Below are 19245 nucleotides of genomic sequence, written 5' to 3'. Positions count from 1 at the left end.
CCTCAATATCGGGTCGATCACTTATGTTGTTCTGCGGTTTTGCGTGTGCTGTCGCAGGTTTTCCCGCGAGTGTCGGATCGGTGGATCGGCACCGGAACCGACGTATTCGATGGTAACCAGAGTTACTGGTGTTACTAGTGGGACGAAATCAAATCGTGAGCCAATCGCGACCGGATCCGTACCTGCGAACCCCGGGGCACTCGTTCTTCCCGGGGCGGATGTCGCTGTCAGGGGCTTGCGATGCCGGTCCAGTACCCTGACTGCACGTGACCGGAGAAAACCAGCAGTTCGACCTGATCGTCGTCGGATCCGGGTTTTTCGGCCTCACTATCGCTGAGCGTGCCGCGACCCAACTCAACAAGCGGGTGCTGGTCGTCGAGCGCCGCCACCACATCGGTGGTAACGCCTACTCCGAGCCGGAGCCGCAGACGGGTATAGAGGTACACAAGTACGGCGCCCACCTGTTCCACACCTCCAATAAGAGGGTCTGGGATTACGTGCGGCAGTTCACCGAATTCACCGGCTACCAGCATCGTGTCTTCGCGATGCACAACGGGCAGTCCTACCAGTTCCCGTTGGGTCTGGGGCTGGTCTCGCAGTTCTTCGGCCGCTACTTCACCCCCGACGAGGCTCGCGCGCTGATCGCCGAGCAGGCCGCCGAGATCGCTACCGAGGACGCCACCAATCTCGAGGAGAAGGCGATATCGCTGATCGGGCGCCCGCTGTACGAGGCGTTCGTCAAGGCGTACACCGCCAAGCAGTGGCAGACCGACCCCAAGCAGCTTCCTGCCGGGAACATCACCCGGCTGCCGATGCGCTACACCTTCGACAACCGGTACTTCAACGACACCTATGAAGGCCTGCCGGTCGACGGGTACACGGCGTGGCTGCAGAACATGGCGGCCGACGACCGGATCGAGGTGCGCCTGGACACCGACTGGTTCGAGGTCCGCGAAGACCTCCGTACCGCGAACCCGTCCGCCCCGGTGGTGTACACCGGACCATTGGATCGCTACTTCGACTATGCGGATGGCCAGCTGGGCTGGCGCACACTGGATTTCGAGGTGGAAGTACTTGACACCGGCGATTTCCAGGGCACCCCGGTGATGAACTACAACGATGCCGACGTGCCCTACACCCGAATCCACGAGTTTCGCCATTTCCATCCGGAACGGGCCTACCCGACGGATAAGACCGTGATCATGCGGGAGTTCTCGCGGTTCGCCGAGGGGAACGACGAGCCGTATTACCCGATCAACACAGAATCCGATCGGGCCATCCTGGCCTCCTATCGCGCCCGTGCGAAGCAGGAAACAGCGTCCGCCAAGGTGCTGTTCGGCGGCAGGCTGGGTACCTATCAATATCTCGACATGCACATGGCGATCGCCAGTGCGCTCAGCATGTACGACAACGTGCTGGCGCCGCATCTGGCCGACGGTGCACCCTTGTCCGGAGGTGACGACAATGAGTGATATTCCATTCGGCCCCATCGATTCGACCGAGTCGCACGCGGTGAGCCTGCTGTCCCGGGTGATCCTGCCCCGGCCGGGCGAGCCGCTCGACGTGCGCAAGCTCTACATCGTCGAATCCGAGACCAATGACCGGCGTGCGCACGCGCCCACCCGCACCACGCTGGAAATTGGCTCGGAGTCCGAGGTCTCCTTCGCCACCTACTTCAACGCCTTCCCGGCGAGCTACTGGCGTCGCTGGTCGACGCTGGAGAATGTGGTGCTGCACCTCGAGCTGACCGGCTCCGGCCGCGTCGACGTGTACCGGACCAAGGCCACCGGGGCGCGAATCACCGTGGGCGGCACTCAGTTCAGCGGAGAGAGTGCGGTCATCGAGTTCGAGATCGGTCTGGACGCCTTCGAAGACGGTGGCTGGATCTGGTTCGACATCACCAGTGACAGCGAGGTCGCGCTGCACAACGCGGGCTGGTACGCGCCGATCGCCGCGCCCGGCCGGGCCAGCGTCGCCGTCGGCATCCCCACCTTCAACCGGCCGAGCGACTGCGTGAACGCGCTCAAGGCACTTACCTCGGATCCCTTGGTGGACGAGGTGATCACGGCCGTCATCGTTCCCGATCAGGGCACCAAGAAGGTCAAGGACCACCCCGAATGGGCGGCCGCTTCGGGTCCGCTGGAGGGTCGACTCCGGGTGCACGACCAGCCGAACCTCGGCGGTTCGGGCGGCTACAGCCGAGTCATGTACGAGGCGCTCAAGAATACCGACTGCGAGCAGATCCTCTACATGGACGACGACATCAGGATCGAGCCGGACTCGATCCTGCGGGCGTTGGCGCTCAACCGATTTGCCAAGTCGCCGATGCTTGTCGGCGGTCAGATGCTCAACCTGCAGGAGCCGTCGCACCTGCACGTGATGGGCGAAGTGGTCAATCGGGACAACTTCATGTGGACCAATGCGCCGTTCGCCGAGTACGACCATGACTTCGCCAAGTTCGCGCTGGACGACATCGATGAGGAGCGCAGCAAGCTGCTGCACCGCCGCATCGATGTCGACTTCAACGGCTGGTGGATGTGCATGATCCCGCGCGCTGTCGCCGAGGAACTGGGGCAGCCGGTGCCGCTGTTCATCAAGTGGGATGACGTCGAGTATGGGCTTCGCGCCAACGCGCATGGTTACGGCACCGCTTCGATGCCGGGAACCGCGATCTGGCACATGGCCTGGAGCGACAAGGACGATGCCATCGATTGGCAGGCCTACTTCCACCTGCGCAACCGGCTGGTAGTGGCTGCCCTGCACTGGGACAACAGCATTCGCGGGTTGTTGGCCAGCATGGTCAAGGCCACCATCAAACACCTGATGTGCCTGGAGTACTCGACGGTCGCTATCCAAAACCGGGCGATCGACGATTTCCTGGCGGGCCCCGAGCACATCGCCTCGATCCTCGAGTCGGCCTTGCCCGAGGTGCGCGGCATGCGCCAGGAGTTCCCCGACGCCGTGGTGCTGCAGACCGCCACCGCGCTGCCCGCGCCGTCGGGTCGCCGCAAGGTGCACAAACCGCCGGTGTCGTTGCCTGCCATTGGTTTCCGGCTCTCCCGAGGGGTGATCCATCAGCTCAAGAAGGAAAACCCCGCGCATCACGTGCGCCCGGAGCTGAATGTCGCGACTCAGGATGCCCGCTGGTTCCTCCTGTGCGGGATGGACGGCGTCACCGTCACCACCGCCGACGGGCGGGGTGTGGTGTACCGCCAGCGCGACCGCACCAAGATGTTCGCGCTGCTACGCGCGTCGCTGCGTCGCCACCTGCAGCTGATGCGTAGTTTCAACAAGATGCGCAAGACCTACCGCAAGGCGCTGCCGACGCTGACCAGCAAAGAGCAGTGGGAGAGCATCCTGGGGATTAGCAAGGACAACTCGGCGTCCCAGCCCGTGAACCCCGGGGTGAGTGCATGACAGGTCCGCTGCCAGGCGAGGTCACCGCACCTCAGGGGGAGACCGCGGTTCTCGTCGCCGTGCAGTCGGCTCTCGCCGGGAAACCCGGTGTGCTCAGCACCGCGCGCGGTCTCTCGCATTTCGGTGAGCACAGCATCGGATGGGTGGCTGCCGCGCTGATCGGCGCCGCCGTCGATAAGCCCCGCCGCCGCAGCTGGTTGGCGGCGGGCGCCGGCGCATTCGGTGCCCATGCCGCCTCGGTCATCATCAAACGCCTGGTGCGCCGGCGTCGTCCCAGCCACGAGGCGGTCCGGGTCAACGTCAGCACCCCGAGCCGGCTGAGCTTCCCTTCCTCGCATGCCACCTCGACCGCGGCGGCCGCGGTGCTTTTCGCGCCGCTGACCGGGCTGCCGCTGCCAGCGCTGTTGATTCCACCGATGGCATTGTCGCGGTTGGTTCTTGGCGTGCATTACCCCACAGATGTGGCCGCCGGCGCCGCGCTCGGTGCGCTGATCGGTGCGGCCGTCCGCCAGGCGGATTCCCGCCTGGCGTCCAAGGAGGAACAGCGATGAGTGAGGAAGCGGCTCCGACTGCGGGCCCACCGAAGAACCTCGCCTCGGGGATCATCAAGGCCGTGCGCCCGCGTCAGTGGGTGAAGAACGTCCTGGTCTTCGCGGCGCCCTTGGCTGCTCTCGGTGACATCCCGCCGCATGATTACCGCGGAGTCTTCATCCGGGTCGGTGTCGCGTTCGTGGTCTTCAGCATGGCCGCCTCGTCGATCTACCTGATCAATGACGCGCGCGACGTCGAGGCCGATCGGCAGCATCCGACCAAGCGCTTCCGTCCGATCGCCGCGGGCGTGTTGCCAATCCCCGCCGCGTACGGGCTTGCGGTCGTTTTGGCCGCCGGATCGCTAGGCATTGCGTCGCAGGTCAATCCGAACCTGGTCGTCGTCATCGCGATATATATCGCCATTCAGCTGGCCTACTGCTTCGGCCTGAAACACCAGCCCGTGATCGATATCTGCATCGTGTCTTCGGCGTATCTGATCCGCGCCATCGCCGGTGGCGTGGCCGCCGGGGTATATCTGTCGCAGTGGTTCCTGCTGATCATGGCGTTCGGCTCATTGATGATGACCGCGGGCAAGCGATACGCCGAGCTGCAGATCGTAGAGAAGACCGGTGCCAAGATCCGCAAGTCGCTCGAGGGCTACACCGCGAGCTACCTGAGATTCGTGTGGACCTTGGCGGCAACGGCAGTAGTGGTCTGCTACGGGCTGTGGGCGTTCGAACGCGATCATCGCGCCGGATCTTGGTTTGTGGCTTCGATGATCCCGTTCACCATCGCGGTCCTGCGCTACGCGGTGGACGTCGACGGGGGCGAGGCGGGGGAGCCCGAGGAGATCGCTTTGGGAGACAGGGTGCTTCAGTTCCTGTTCGTCGCATGGATCGGATCGCTCGGTGCGGCCTTCTACTTCTCCTAACACGGAGCGGACCCGGGCGCAGGGTCCTAGCAATGGGCTGACCCGCTTCACGGTGTGGGTCAGCGTCTTCACCGTGACCGTGTTGTTTGGTTGGGGTGCCTGGCAGCGGCGCTGGATCGCCGATGACGGCCTCATCGTGTTGCGCACCGTGCGAAATCTGCTGGCGGGCAATGGGCCCGTGTTCAACAAGGGCGAGCGGGTAGAGGCCAACACCTCGACGGTGTGGACCTATCTGACGTATCTGGGCGGTTGGGCCGGCGGCGGTATGCGCCTGGAGTACGTGGCGCTCACCTTGGCATTGGTGCTGAGCCTGGTCGGTGTGGCCCTGGCCATCCTGGGCACCGCACGGCTGTACGCGCCCCTTCTTGCCGGGCGCGCGGCCGTCATGGTCCCGGCCGGAATGCTGGTCTACATCGCCATTCCCCCGGCCAGGGACTTCGCTACCTCCGGTCTCGAAAACGGTTTGGTGCTGGCCTATTTGGGTGGGCTGTGGCTCATGATGGTGATCTGGGCGCAGGCGGTGCGCACACCGGTGACCCTTGATCGGCGCGGTGGCCCGCATCAGCCGGTGGACCCCCGGATCGTCCACGGTGCCCAGAAGAATGCCCGGGGGAACCAGACAGACGTTCTCAGTAGGCGGTTCACCATAGGGCTGGCCTTCCTGGCAGGCCTGAGTGTGCTGATCCGCCCGGAGCTGGCGCTCATCGGCGGCGGCTTCCTGGTGATGATGCTGATCGCCGCCCGTGGCTTCATGAGCCGGGTGTGGATCGTGGTCGCTGGCGGCGCACTGCCCGTGCTGTACCAAATTTTCCGGATGGGCTACTACGGACTTCTCGTGCCCAGCACCGCGATCGCCAAGGACGCCTCGGGTTCCAAGTGGGGGCAGGGCTTCGTCTATTTGCAGAACATGAACTCCCCGTACCTGATCTGGATCCCGGCGGTGCTGCTCATCGCCCTCGGCGTGGCCGCCTATCAGGCCCGGCGCGGGCAATGGTGGGTACGTCAGGTGGCGGCTCCCGGCTACGGCTGGTTGGCGCGTCTCGTGCAAAACCCAACGGCAGTAGTCATTTTCATGCTCGCGAGCGGATTCATCCAGGGCGTGTATTGGATACGGCAGGGTGGCGACTTCATGCACGCCCGGGTGCTGTTGACCCCAGTGTTCTGTCTGCTGCTGCCGATCGCGGTGGTTCCGCTGGCGGCTCCGGACAGTGCGGCGTTCAGCCCGAGGCGGGCCCGCCTGCTCACCGCGGCCACCGTCGGGCTGTTCGCCGGTATCGCGGGCTGGTCGGTGTGGGTGGCCAACTCGCCGGGTATGGGGGGTGACGGCACCAAGGTCACCTACAGCGGCATCGTCGACGAGCGGCGTTTCTATGCGCAGGCGACCGGTGTCGCCCATCCCTTGACCGCCGCGGATTACCTGAACTACCCGCGCATGCGGGCGGTGCTGGTGGCGATCGACAACACGCCGGACGGGGCGCTGCTGCTCCCCTCGGGGAATTACGACCAGTGGGACGTGACACCGGCCATCCCACCACCGCCCCCGATCCCGCCCGGTTACCGCGGGCCGCACGCTGTGCTGTTCACCAACCTGGGCATGCTCGGCATGAACCTGGGTCTGGATGTGCGGATCGTGGATCAGATCGGCTTGGCCAATCCACTGGCCGCGCACACCGCGCGCATCACCGACGGACGCATCGGCCACGACAAGAACCTGTTCCCGGACTGGATGATCGCCGACGGCCCCTGGCTCAAGCGTTATCCCTACATCCCCCGGTACATCGACCAGGACTGGGTGGCCGAGGCGGTCGAGGCGCTCAAATGCCCGCAGACGGACGCGATGCTCAGTGCGGTGCGCAAACCGCTGTCACCGCGGCTGTTCCTGTCCAACCTGCTGCACTCGTACGAGTTCACTACCTATCGCATTGACCGTGTTCCGCGCTTTGAACTGGAGCGATGCGGTCTACCGATGCCGAAACTGGACACGCCCCAGTACACTGGGCTTCCGGCAACCGGCCCTTAGCGCGTTCTCGTCCGAACCCTCGAAGCGGCCGTTCTGTATCCGATTTGAGATCCCAATTAGGTAACGCCGCGGCCCCGTCACGGCGATACGAAGACGACCTTGTCAGACACTTCAGGCGCAACGTTGCGTGACAGAAGTGGCCAATGTGACTTCTGTGATTTCCTCGATATGAAACGGATGGACCCCAGATGAGCGTGCGCGTGAGAGCCCGCCGCGTGCTGTCGGCCCTGTTAACGGCATTGGTTGTCCCGGCAGTGGTCGTGGCCGGCCTATCGATCAGTCCCGCCGCCGCGCATGCCTTTTCGCGTGACGGACTCCCGGTCGAGTACCTGGACGTCTACTCCAATTCGATGGGACGCAACATTCGCGTGGAGTTCCAGGGTGGCGGACCGAAGGCCGTCTATCTGTTGGACGGGCTGCGCGCACAGGATGACTTCAACGGCTGGGATATCAACACCGCAGCGTTCGAATGGTTCTACCAGTCGGGGATCTCGGTGGTCATGCCCGTCGGCGGGCAGTCGAGCTTCTACACCGACTGGTACTCGCCGTCGGCGCTGAACAAGCAGCCCTACACGTACAAGTGGGAAACATTCCTCACGCAGGAACTGCCCGCCTACCTCGCCACCAACAAGCAGATATCGGCCACGGGTAACGGTGTGGTGGGACTGTCCATGAGCGGCGGCGCCGCACTGATCCTGGCCGCCTTCCACCCGGCTCAGTTCAGATTCGCCGGCTCGCTGTCCGGGTTCCTCAACCCGTCAACGATCTTCATGACCAACGCGATCCGGGTCGCGATGCTCGACGCGGGCAGCTACAGCGTCGACAACATGTGGGGACCGCCGTGGGATCCGGCATGGCGGCGCAATGACCCGACCGTTCAGGCCCAGGCGTTGGTCGCGGCCGGCACCCGCCTTTACGTCTATTGCGCTCCTGGCGGTTCGACACCGATCGACGACAACACCGACGCCGGTGTCGCTCTGAGTGCGAGCAGCTTGGAGTCGCTGGCTGTGGCGGGGAACAAGGCATTTCAGCAGGCGTATGCCGCCGCCGGTGGCCGCAACGCCACGTTTGTCTTCCCCGCGTCCGGGAATCACTCCTGGCCGTATTGGGGACAGCAACTGCAGGCCCTCAAGGGTGATCTGATTGCCACGCTCAACGGCTAGGGTCCCGGGGCACCTTGAGAGAAGGTCCGCAGGCGCACATTGTGGGAAATCGATTGAGACAGATAGGAAAACGAAGTAAATGAAGCTCTTTTCGAAGATGCGTGGTGCCTTGGCGCGTCAGTCGGCGCGCCGCATTGCGGTAGTGGCCACGGCCGCGGCTGTGCTGCCGGGTGTCGTGGGTATCGCCGGCGGTGCCGAGCTGAACCCGGTTGCGAACGCCTTCTCGCGTCCCGGGCTTCCGGTCGAGTACCTGCAGGTGCCCTCGGCGTCGATGGGCCGTGAGATCAAGGTTCAGTTCCAGCCCGGTGGCACCAAGGCTGTCTACCTGCTGGACGGGCTGCGTGCGCGGGATGACTTCAGCGGCTGGGACATCGAGACCACGGCGTTCGAGGACTACTACCAGTCCGGTATCTCCATGGTCATGCCCGTCGGCGGTCAGTCCAGCTTCTACACGGACTGGTACAACCCGGCAAAGGGTAAGGACGGCGTCTGGACCTACAAGTGGGAAACCTTCACCTCTCAGGAGCTTCCGGCGTATCTCGCTGCGAACAAGGGCATCTCGCAGACCGGTAACGCGGTCGTCGGGCTGTCGATGGGTGCCTCTGCCGCGCTGACGCTGGCGATCTACCACCCGCAGCTGTTCGTCTACGCGGGAGCGCTTTCCGGCTTCCTGAACCCGTCGGACATGAAGTTCCAGATCGGCCTCGCGATGGGTGATGCCGGCGGCTTCAGCGCCTCGGACATGTGGGGCCCGGACAGCGATCCGGCGTGGCAGCGCAACGACCCGTTCTTGAACATCCAGAAGATCATCGACAACGGCACTCGCCTGTGGATCTACTGCGGTACCGGTGATTCCACCGACGTGGACGCGACGCGCAATGGTTTCGAAAACTTCACCGGCGGTTTCCTCGAGGGAATGGCCATCGGTTCGAACAAGAAGTTCGTCGAGGCATACACCGCGGCCGGTGGCAAGAACGCTCACATCGAGTTTCCTCCGGGCGGCATCCACAACTGGACCTACTGGGGCCAGCAGTTGCGGGCCATGAAGCCCGACATGGTCGCCTACCTCCAGAGCCACTAGGCATAAGCAGTTGAAAGAGCGGTGGTCACCTCCTCGTACGACGGGTGGCCACCGCTCTTTCGTCTTCGCCGGGTTGTGTCTCAGGAACACATCGGTCCGGTTGCGGAGGGCCAACAACGGCGACGGAATGTGTTGACAGGCGCCCTGATGTGGTTGACTACCTCGGGAACCCCAGGGATGTCTATCGGGATGTCCATCGGCCTGACATGTGTAACGCCGATTGAAGCAGACGGGATACTGAGGTAATGAAGCTCTTTTCACAATTGCGCGGTAAGACCGCGCGTCGACTTGCTACTGTGGCCGCCGCTGCGGCCGTTCTACCTGGATTTATCGGTGTTGCCGGTGGTTCTGCGGTAGCCAATGCGTTCTCGCGCCCGGGTCTGCCGGTCGAGTACCTGCAGGTGCCGTCGGCGTCCATGAACACCACCATCAAGGTCCAGTTCCAGAACGGCGGCGCGAAGTCCGTCTACCTGTTGGACGGTCTGCGCGCACGCGACGACTTCAACGGCTGGGACATCGAGACCACCGCGTTCGAGGACTACTACCAGTCCGGCATCTCCGTGGTTATGCCCGTCGGCGGTCAGTCCAGCTGGTACACCGACTGGTACCAGCCCGCCAAGGGCAAGGACGGCGTCTTCACCTACAAGTGGGAGACCTTCCTGACCCAGGAGCTGCCCGCGTTCCTGGCCAACCAGGGGCTGTCCAAGAACGGCAACGCTGTCGTCGGTCTGTCCATGGGTGCAGCCTCCGCGCTGAACCTCGCGAACTACCACCCGCAGCAGTTCGTGTACGCCGGTGCGCTCTCGGGCTTCCTGCACCCGGCTGACATGAAGGGCCAGATCGGCATGGCCATGGGCGACGCCGGTGGCTTCAGCCCGCAGGACATGTGGGGCCCGGACAGCGATCCGGCCTGGGTTCGCAACGACCCGTTCCTGAACATCGACCGGACCGTGGCCAACGGCACTCGCCTGTGGATCTACTGCGGTAGCGGCGACGCGACCGACCTCGACGCCACGCGTAATGGCTTCGAGAACTTCACCGGCGGATTCCTCGAGGGAATGGCCATCGGCTCGAACAAGCAGTACGTCGATGCCTACACCGCCGCCGGCGGCAAGAACGCCCACGTGGAGTTCCCCCCGGGTGGTCTGCACAACTGGACCTACTGGGGCAACCAGCTCAAGGCCATGAAGTCTGACATGGTCGCGTACCTGCAGAGCCACTAGGACATAACGAACGATCGCGACGGCGGCGGCCACTTCGGTGGTCGCCGCCGTTGTCGTTGGCGGGGGCTGACGGCCACAATCACGTAACGAATTCTGTGCTGTGGCGATCATTTGCGCAGGTGTGAGGCGCACCGGTTCGGTAGCCTCGCTCGAGGTTGCCGGTACCTTGGAGCAAGCTAGTGCACGCTGCGAGACCGCACGTCAAGAACGGCCAGGAGACACATGCCCAAGAGCTCGAACAGTAAACGGCACCGGATTCTCGGTTTGGCCGCGGCGCTGGCCGTCGCCGTCGTCGTCATTCTGGTGATCGCGATCGTCGTCGTCATCGTCCGCAGGCCTGACGATGTCACGCCGGGCGCCCAGGTGCCCGTGACGACGACACCGGCGGTGACTCGCCCCGGCCAGAAGCCCAGGCCGGCCTCGCAGAGCGCTGATTGCCCCGATGTGCAGGCGCTCATCATTCCGGGCACCTGGGAGTCGTCGACGACCGATGATCCGCTCAACCCGACGCAGTTCCCGCGCTCGCTGCTGCTGAACGTGTCCCGGCCCATCACCGAGAAGTTCGACAAGGCCCGGTTGCAGACGTGGACGGTGCCTTACACCGCCCAGTTCCACAACCCGTTCGCCAACGACAACCAGATGTCGTACAACGACAGCCGTAAGGAAGGGACCGATCGGGCGGTCAAGGAGCTCACCGAGATGTACGACCGGTGCCCGCTCACCAGCTACGTCATCGTCGGTTTCTCGCAGGGCGCGGTGATCGCCGGTGACATCGCCAATCAGATCGGCAACGGCCAGGGTCCCGTCGACCAGGACCTGGTGCTGGGCGTGACGTTGATCGCGGACGGTCGTCGTCAGGATGGGATCGGACAGTCGCCCGGACCCAACCCGCCCGGGCAGGGGGCCGAGGTCACTCTCGGCGATCTCGGGGTGCTGGATTCATTCGGGCTGAAGATGTCGGGTCCGCGTCCCGGCGGATTCGGTGAGCTCAACGACCGCACCAACCAGATCTGCGGGACCGGGGACCTGATCTGCGCGGCGCCCCCGGACGCGTTCAACATCTCGAACCTGGGCAAGACGCTGGACATCCTCTCCGGTGGCGCCGGCGCCCCCGTGCACGCGCTGTACGCCACCCCAGAGTTCTGGCAGATCGACGGCCGGCCCGCGACGGAATGGACCACCAACTGGGCTGAGGGGCTCATTGAGAACGCGCCCCACCCGAAGCACGGATGAGCGTCTTGCGTGAAGACCATGCGCTCGGGATGAGGTCTCCGACAAGCGTTGATGTCATCTTCACAACAGGCCGCCTAGATATTTGGCGGGCGCGGTACGCTCACCTAAGATTAAGAGAAAAATAAGACTGTAAGCCGTTCGCGGGACTGAGTGATTTTGGCTGGCCGCCGCCGACCGATAATCTCGTCGCGAATGGCCGCCTGAGCTGCCGTAGTACGCGATTGCCTCTCGGTACGATCATCGAGGATTTGACGTTCGCCCCGATGTCATATCGGCGTGCACGAACTGTTCAGGCCCGCGAAACGCGCACCATGCGCTGTCAGAGGAGAGAAGCACACATGGCGTTCGACAATCCGTTCCTCGATTCGGCGGGCCACATCAAGTTCCCCGAGGACGGGAGCATCGTTGGTCACGTCGAAGGGTGGGCGGAGTCGCAGGGCGACAGCCTGGCGTACCGGTTCCTCGATTTCTCCACAGAGCGCGACGGCGCCTATATCGACATCACCTGGTCGGAGTTCGGCGCACGCAACCGCGCGGTCGCGGCCCGCCTGCAGCAGGTGACCAAGCCGGGCGACCGTGTCGCCATCTTGGCGCCGCAGAGCCTCGACTACCTGGTCGCGCACTTCGGCGCCCTCTATGCCGGCGCGATTTCGGTGCCCTTGTTCGATCCCAGCGAGGCCGGCCATGCGGGCCGTCTCCATGCGGTGCTCGACGACTGCCAACCGTCCGCGGTGCTCACGACGACCGAATGCGCCGAGGGTGTACGGAAGTTCTTCCGGAACCGTCCACCCAAAGAACGCCCCCGTGTGATCGCCGTCGATGCCATTCCGGCGGACGTGGGGCAGACCTGGGTGGAGCCGGTGGCTACCAAGGACACCATCGCCTACCTGCAGTACACCTCCGGCTCGACCCGCGCCCCGGCCGGTGTGCAGATCACCCACCTGTCGCTGGCCACCAACCTGCTGCAGTTGGTCGACGCGTTGTCGCAGCAGGAAGGCAAGGATGGCCAGCCCGGTCACCGGGGGACCACCTGGCTGCCGTTCTTCCACGACATGGGCCTGATCACGGTGATGGTGCCGTCCATGATCGGCGAGCACATGACGGTGATGAGTCCGGCGGCGTTTATTCGCCGCCCGCTGCGCTGGCTGCGGGAAATGGCGGTCAAGGGTGACGACCGCTCGGGAAGCTTCTCGGCGCTGCCCAACTTCGCCTTCGAGCATTGCGCGCTGCGTGGTGTGCCCAAAGAGGGCGAGCCGCCGCTGGACCTGTCGAACGTGTACTCGATCATCAACGGTTCCGAGCCGGTGTCGACGGCCTCGATCAAGAAGTTCTGCGACGCCTTCGAACCCTATGGTTTCGACCCCAGGGCCATTCACCCGTCCTACGGCATGGCCGAGGCCACGCTGTTCGTCACCTCGACCATCTGGAACACGGACAGGGCGCGCGTGCTGCACGTGGATCGCACCGAGCTGAACGCCGGGCGCATCGTGCAGGTGGAGCCGGGTGCCGAGAACTCGGTGACCCAGGTGTCCAGCGGGCGGATGGCCCGCGACGAGTGGGGCGTCATCGTGGACGGTGAGACCGCCTCTGAATTGCCCGACGGTCAGATCGGTGAGATCTGGCTGCACGGCAACAACATTGGCTCCGGCTACTGGGGCCGCCCGGAGGAAACCCGCGAGGCGTTCCAGAACACTCTCAAGTCGCGGATCTCCGCGTCGCACGCCGAGGGCGTGCCGGACGACGCCAACTGGCTCAACACCGGCGACCTCGGCGTATGGGTGGACGGCGAGCTGTACATCACCGGCCGCGTCAAGGACCTCATCATCGTGGACGGGCGTAACCACTACCCGCAGGATGTGGAGTTCACCGCGCAGGAAGCCAACAAGGCACTGCGTCCGGGATACGTCGCCGCGTTCTCGGTGCCGGCCAACCAGCTGCCGCAGGTTGTCTTCGACAATCCGCATGCCGGCCTGAAGTACGACCCGGAGGACTCCTCCGAGCAGCTGGTCGTCATCGGTGAGCGCAGCGTGGGCGCCCACAAGTCGGATAACCAGGCGGTGGGCGACGATGTGCGCGCCGCAGTCGCGGTGCGCCACGGTGTGACGGTGCGCGATGTACTGCTGGTTCCGGCCGGCTCTATCGCGCGGACCTCCAGCGGCAAGATCGCCCGGCGTGCCGCCCGGACCAGCTATTTGGACGGCAGCCTGCGCGGCGGCTACCAGCAGACCGCATTCCCCGACGACCGGCAGTAGGCGATCGAGTATCGCCGCCGCCATCCGATACCCGGAGATAGGCCTCGAAAATGACTGATACGCAACAGGATTCGACACCAGAGACCAAGGCTCCGGAGGTGGCGGTACCGGAGAGTGGTGCCCAACTGACCGTTGCCGAGATGCGTGAGTGGCTGCGCAACTGGATCGCCGCGGCCACCGGAGTAAGCCCCGATCGCATCGACGATTCGGCGCCGATGGTCGAGATGGGTCTCTCCTCGCGTGACGCGGTGGCGATGGCGGCCGATATCGAGGACCTCACCGGGGTCACATTGACGGCGACCGTGGCCTTCCAGCACCCCACGATCGAGTCACTGGCCACCCGCATCATCGAGGGCGAGCCGGAGTTGCCGGACGCCGGCGACGAGGACTGGTCGCGCGATCCCAAAGCTGCCACAGGCGAATTCGATATCGCGGTGATCGGTCTTGCCACCCGTCTGCCCGGTGATGTCAATACCCCGGCGCAGCTGTGGGAGGCGCTGTTGGAGGGCCGCGACGCGATCACCGACCTGCCCGAGGGGCGCTGGGAAGAGTTCACCAGTGAACCGCGAATCGCCGAGCGCGTGGCGCAAGCCGCCACCCGTGGCGGATACCTCAAGGACATCAAGGGATTCGACGCCGAGTTCTTCACGCTCTCCAAGATGGAGGCCGACAATATCGATCCGCAGCAGCGGATGGCCCTCGAACTCACGTGGGAGGCGCTGGAGAACGCGCGGATCCCGGCGTCGAGTCTCAAGGGCGACAGCGTCGGTGTCTACATCGGCAGCTCCAACAATGACTACGGTTACCTCTCGGTGGCCGACCCGACCGTCATGCACCCGTACGCCATCACCGGCAACGCGAGTTCGATTATCGCCAACCGGGTTTCGTACTTCTTCGACTTCCGCGGCCCCAGCGTCGCCGTCGACACCGCATGTTCTTCCTCGCTCGTCGCGGTGCACCAGGGCGTGAAGGCCCTGCGCTCCGGTGAGGCCGATGTGGTCTTGGCCGGTGGCGTCAACGCGCTCATCACACCGCTCGTGACGGTCGGTTTCGACGAAGTCGGCGGCGTGTTGGCCCCGGACGGCCGCATCAAGTCCTTCTCGCAGGATGCCAACGGCTACAGCCGTTCCGAGGGCGGCGGCATGCTGGTGCTCAAGCGCCTCTCCGATGCGCGCCGCGATGGTGACCCGATCATGGCGATCATCGCCGGGTCCGCGGTCAACCACGATGGCCGGTCCAATGGTCTGCTCGCGCCAAACCCCGACGCCCAGGCCGAGGTGCTACGCAAGGCCTACAAGGACGCCGGTATCGATCCCCGCACTGTCGACGTCATCGAGGCGCACGGCACCGGCACCATCCTCGGTGATCCGATCGAGGCCGACGGCCTGGGCCGGGTGGTGGGCCGTGGTCGTGACGCCGATAAGCCGGCACTGCTGGGCTCGGCCAAGTCGAACTTCGGGCACCTGGAGTCCGCGGCCGGCGCCGCGAGCCTGTCGAAGATCGTGCTGGCCCTGCAGAACAACAAGGTTCCGCCGTCGATCAACTACACCGGCCCCAACCCGTACATCGACTTCGACGCGATTCACCTGAAGGTTGTCGACCAGGTCTCCGACTGGCCGCGCTACAGCGGGCACGCCATCGCCGGTGTCTCCGGATTCGGTTTCGGCGGCGCCAACGCCCACATCGTGGTGCGTGAGGTGCTGCCGATCGACCTGGTGGAACCCAGTGAGCCGTCCGAGTCCGACGTGGACGCAGATTCCGATGTCAACGGCAAACACGCTGGGGCAGAGGCAGATACCGAAGAAAGCACTGATTTCGACGCATCTCGTTTCGACGAGTATGGCGAGTTCATGGGCGGTTACTCCGATGGGTCGCAAGAACTGCCCGGGCTGACCGACGAGGCCAAGCGCCTCAAAGAGGAGGCGCTGGCCGCGCTTTCTGCCGAAGAGCCGGTGACTCCCGTTATCCCGCTTTTCATCTCGGGCTTCCTATCCTCCCGTAAGAAGGCTGCCGCGGCCGCGCTGGCGGACTGGATGGAATCCGAAGAGGGCCAGTCCTACTCGCTGGAATCCATCGGACGATCGCTGTCCCGGCGCAACCATGGGCGCTCGCGCGCCGTGGTGCTCGCCCACGATTTCGACCAGGCCATCAAGGGTCTGCGCGCTGTCGCCGAGGGCAAGCAGAAGCCGTACGTCTACTCCGTGGATGGTCCCGTGACCAGCGGTGCGGTGTGGGTGATGGCCGGTTTCGGTGCGCAGCACCGCAAGATGGGCAAGAGCCTGTACCTGCGCGATCCGATCTTCGCGGAGTGGATCGACAAGGTCGACGCGTACGTGCAGGACGAGCGTGGTTACTCCGTCGTCGAACTGATCCTGGACGACTCGCACGAGTACGGCATCGAAACCAGCAACATCGCCATCTTCGCGATCCAAATCGGGCTGGGTGAGGTACTCAAGGCGCATGGTGCCAAACCCACCGCGGTGATCGGGCAATCGCTGGGCGAGCCAGCGTCGGCTTACTTCGCGGGTGGGCTGTCGTTGGCCGACGCCACGCGCGTCATCTGCTCGCGCGCGCACCTGATGGGTGAGGGCGAGGCGATGCTGTTCGGCGACTACATCCGGCTGATGGCGCTGGTCGAGTACTCGGCCGACGAACTCAAGACGGTGTTCGCCGACTTCCCGGACCTCGAGGTGTGCGTGTACGCCGCGCCGTCGCAGACCGTCATCGGTGGTCCGCCGGCGCAGGTCGACGCGATCGTGGCCCGTTGCGAGGCCGAGGGCAAGTTCGCGCGCAAGCTGCAGACCAAGGGTGCCGGTCATACCTCGCAGATGGACCCGCTGCTCGGTGAGTTCGCGGCCGAACTGCAGGGGATCGAGCCGATGGCTCCGAAGATCGGGATCTTCTCGACGGTGAACGAGGGCACGTTCATCCGCCCAGGCGGTGACCCCGTGCACGATGTCGACTACTGGAAGAAGGGGATGCGGCATTCGGTGTACTTCACCCATGGCACCCGTAACGCCGTGGATGCCGGATACACCACCTTCCTGGAACTGGCACCGAATCCGGTGGCGCTCATGCAGGTTGGGCTCACCACCATGTCATCGGGACTGCCCGACGCGCAGCTGATCGCGACTCTCGCCCGTAAGGAGGACGAGGTCGAGTCCATGGTCAAGACCATGGCGCAGCTCTATGTGTACGGCCACAGCCTGGACCCGCGGACGCTGTTCACCGCGGCAACCAGGTCGGCGGATTACGCGCCGATTCCTCCGACCGAGTTCAAGCGCAAGGAGCATTGGCTCCCCGCGCATTTCAGCGTTGATGGCGCAACCCGGATCCCCGGTACCCACGTATCGCTGCCCGATGGCAAACATGTGTGGGAATGGAGCCTCGGAGCCGCAACGCCGGCGACATCGGACGCGAGCGGTGTTTCGGCTCTTCTCCCCGAGTTGGTGAAAGCGGCTGCGGTAACGGTCCTTCCGGATGCCCAGCTCACAGCGTTCGAGCAGCGGGCGATCCCGGGCGAGGGTTCCACGCTCGTGACCACGCTGTCGCGGCACCCGGGCGGGGCCACCGTGCAGGTGCACGCCCGCATCGGCGAATCGTTCACCCTCGTCTACGACGCGGTGGTATCCCGGGCCGGTCAGGGCGGCGCACTGCCGTTCGCGACCGCTGCGGGTGTCGCCACCAACGGTTCGGCGACGGCGCCGTCGCAGGCGGTCGCGGTCGTGGCGGACGAGGTGCCCGAAGAGATTCACGACAACCTGCTCTCCGGCGCGGGTGCGGGTGCCGACTTCAAGAAATGGAGCAAGGAGTCCGGCGAGCCGGTCATCGAGCGTCTGGCCGCGATCGTGTCGTTGGCCATGGGTTACGAGCCCGAGGACGTGCCGCGTGAGGTCCCGCTCATCGAGCTGGGGCTGGATTCGTTGATGGCCGTGCGCATCAAGAACCGTGTCGAGTTCGACTTCGACTTGCCGCCCATTCAGCTGCAGGCCGTGCGCGACGCCAACCTGCTCGACGTCGAGCGGCTGGTCATCTACGCGTTGGAGAACCCCGACGCCGTGCACGAGCTGCACGACTACCAGCAGACCGACGAGTTCAAGGAGGCCGCGCCGACCGGCGGTGTCCTGTCGAAGGCCGATCTGGAGAAGGCGCTGACGGCGGGTGCGGCGGAGGCGTCCGTGCCGGCCGAGGAGCCTGCCCTTGCCGAGAGCGCTCCCGCTGCGGAGCCGGTCATTTCGGCGGAGACCTCTGAGCTGGCCAAGGCCGCCGCCGCGATGAACCAGGAAGCCATCGCCGAGGCGCTGAATGCCGATGTGCCACCGCGTGATGCGGCCGAACGTGTCGCCTTCGCGACGTGGGCCATCGTCACCGGTGAGTCGCCCGGCAGCATCTTCAACGCGCTGCCGAAGATCGATGATGAGACGGCGGCCAAACTCGCGGAGCGTCTTTCGCAGCGGGCCGACGGTGAGATCGGCGCCCACGAGGTCAAGCTCGCGCCGACCATCGAGGCGCTGGGCGAGGTGGTTCGCAGCCGGCTGGAGGCGGGCAAGATCGACGGCTTCGTGCGAATCCTGGCCCCCAGGCCGGAGGGTTCGACGACGGTCCCTGTCTTCGTGTTCCACCCGGCGGGTGGATCGACGGTGGTCTACGAGCCCCTGCTGAAGCGGCTCCCCGAGGGCACACCGATGTTCGGCTTGGAGCGGGTCGAGGGCACCATCGAGGAGCGGGCCGCCCAGTACGTGCCCAAGCTGATGGAGCTGCACAAGGGCCCGTTCATCCTCGCCGGATGGTCACTCGGTGCGGTGCTGGCGTATGCCTGCGCGGTCGGTCTCAAGGAGGCCGGCGCCGAGGTCGCGTGGGTCGGCAATATCGATGGGGTACGCCCCGGGACGCCGATCCTGACGACCACGGAGGAGACGCGCAAGCGCTGGGATCGCTACGCGAAATTCGCGGAGAAGACGTTCAACGTGCAGATCCCGGAGATTCCCTACGAGCAGCTCGAGGAGCTCGACGACGAGGGACAGGTGCGGTTTGTGCTGGAGGCCGTCAAGGCCGCCGGCGTGGAGATCCCCGGCGGCATCATCGAGCACCAGCGCACGTCCTACCTGGACCAACGGGCCATCGACACGTCGACGCCGGTGCCCTTCGACGGGCATATGACGCTCTACATGGCCGATCGTTACCACGATGATGCGATCACCTTCGAGCCCGCGTACGCGACCCGCCAGCCCGACGGCGGCTGGGGCGAGTTCGTATCCGACCTCGAGGTGGTTCCGGTCGGTGGGGAGCACATCCAGATCATCGACGAACCGATCATCGCTAAGGTCGGTGCACATATGAGTCAGGCGCTGCGTTCGATCAACGCCACCACGGACCAGCAGGCTTAGGAAAGGT

General features: G+C 64.8%; 11 protein-coding genes. All 11 read left to right on the top strand.

Going from position 1 to position 19245, the window contains the following annotated elements:
- The first annotated feature begins 266 nt into the window (after positions 1–266).
- The 11 genes from glf to pks13 all read left to right on the top strand — a co-directional run bounded on the left by glf (position 267) and on the right by pks13 (position 19238).
- The gene (gene glf / locus BKG76_RS10135; RefSeq protein WP_083337996.1) at positions 267–1472 is read left to right on the top strand and encodes a UDP-galactopyranose mutase; all 1206 of its coding nucleotides are present in this window, start codon (positions 267–269) and stop codon (positions 1470–1472) included.
- On the top strand, positions 1465–3417 hold the full coding sequence (locus tag BKG76_RS10130) for a glycosyltransferase (protein WP_070937537.1): 1953 nt from the start codon (positions 1465–1467) through the stop codon (positions 3415–3417). The genes glf and BKG76_RS10130 overlap by 8 nt, the downstream gene beginning before the upstream one ends.
- Complete coding sequence (locus BKG76_RS10125) at positions 3414–3968, top strand: phosphatase PAP2 family protein (protein ID WP_070937536.1); 555 nt, start codon at positions 3414–3416, stop codon at positions 3966–3968. Before BKG76_RS10130 ends, BKG76_RS10125 begins: the two co-directional genes overlap by 4 nt.
- Positions 3965–4879: a decaprenyl-phosphate phosphoribosyltransferase gene (locus BKG76_RS10120; RefSeq protein ID WP_070937535.1), complete on the top strand. Its 915-nt coding sequence runs from the start codon at positions 3965–3967 to the stop codon at positions 4877–4879. The genes BKG76_RS10125 and BKG76_RS10120 overlap by 4 nt, the downstream gene beginning before the upstream one ends.
- Positions 4857–6899 carry a flagellar motor control protein ZomB gene (zomB, locus tag BKG76_RS10115; RefSeq protein ID WP_407937648.1) on the top strand — a complete coding sequence of 681 codons (2043 nt, stop codon included), beginning with the start codon at positions 4857–4859 and terminating at the stop codon, positions 6897–6899. The genes BKG76_RS10120 and zomB overlap by 23 nt, the downstream gene beginning before the upstream one ends.
- A gap of 188 nt (positions 6900–7087) precedes the next feature.
- Positions 7088–8062: an esterase family protein gene (locus tag BKG76_RS10110; RefSeq protein ID WP_070937533.1), complete on the top strand. Its 975-nt coding sequence runs from the start codon at positions 7088–7090 to the stop codon at positions 8060–8062.
- A 79-nt stretch (positions 8063–8141) separates the two neighbouring features.
- Positions 8142–9143, top strand: coding sequence for an esterase family protein (locus tag BKG76_RS10105; RefSeq protein ID WP_070937532.1), 1002 nt, complete (start codon positions 8142–8144; stop codon positions 9141–9143).
- A gap of 245 nt (positions 9144–9388) precedes the next feature.
- The gene (locus BKG76_RS10100) at positions 9389–10366 is read left to right on the top strand and encodes an alpha/beta hydrolase (protein WP_070937531.1); all 978 of its coding nucleotides are present in this window, start codon (positions 9389–9391) and stop codon (positions 10364–10366) included.
- Positions 10367–10588: 222 nt separating this feature from the next.
- Complete coding sequence (gene culp6, locus BKG76_RS10095; RefSeq protein WP_070937530.1) at positions 10589–11599, top strand: carboxylesterase Culp6; 1011 nt, start codon at positions 10589–10591, stop codon at positions 11597–11599.
- A 338-nt stretch (positions 11600–11937) separates the two neighbouring features.
- Positions 11938–13851 carry a long-chain-fatty-acid--AMP ligase FadD32 gene (gene fadD32 / locus BKG76_RS10090; protein WP_070937529.1) on the top strand — a complete coding sequence of 638 codons (1914 nt, stop codon included), beginning with the start codon at positions 11938–11940 and terminating at the stop codon, positions 13849–13851.
- Between the two features lie 50 nt (positions 13852–13901).
- Positions 13902–19238: a polyketide synthase Pks13 gene (pks13, locus tag BKG76_RS10085; protein ID WP_070937528.1), complete on the top strand. Its 5337-nt coding sequence runs from the start codon at positions 13902–13904 to the stop codon at positions 19236–19238.
- Positions 19239–19245: the final 7 nt, after the last annotated feature.

The organism is Mycobacteroides franklinii (assembly GCF_001853795.1).
Taxonomy (GTDB): domain Bacteria; phylum Actinomycetota; class Actinomycetes; order Mycobacteriales; family Mycobacteriaceae; genus Mycobacterium; species Mycobacterium franklinii.
Note: the sequence above shows the minus strand (reverse complement) of the source record. Positions and strands in the feature narration are given on the sequence as shown.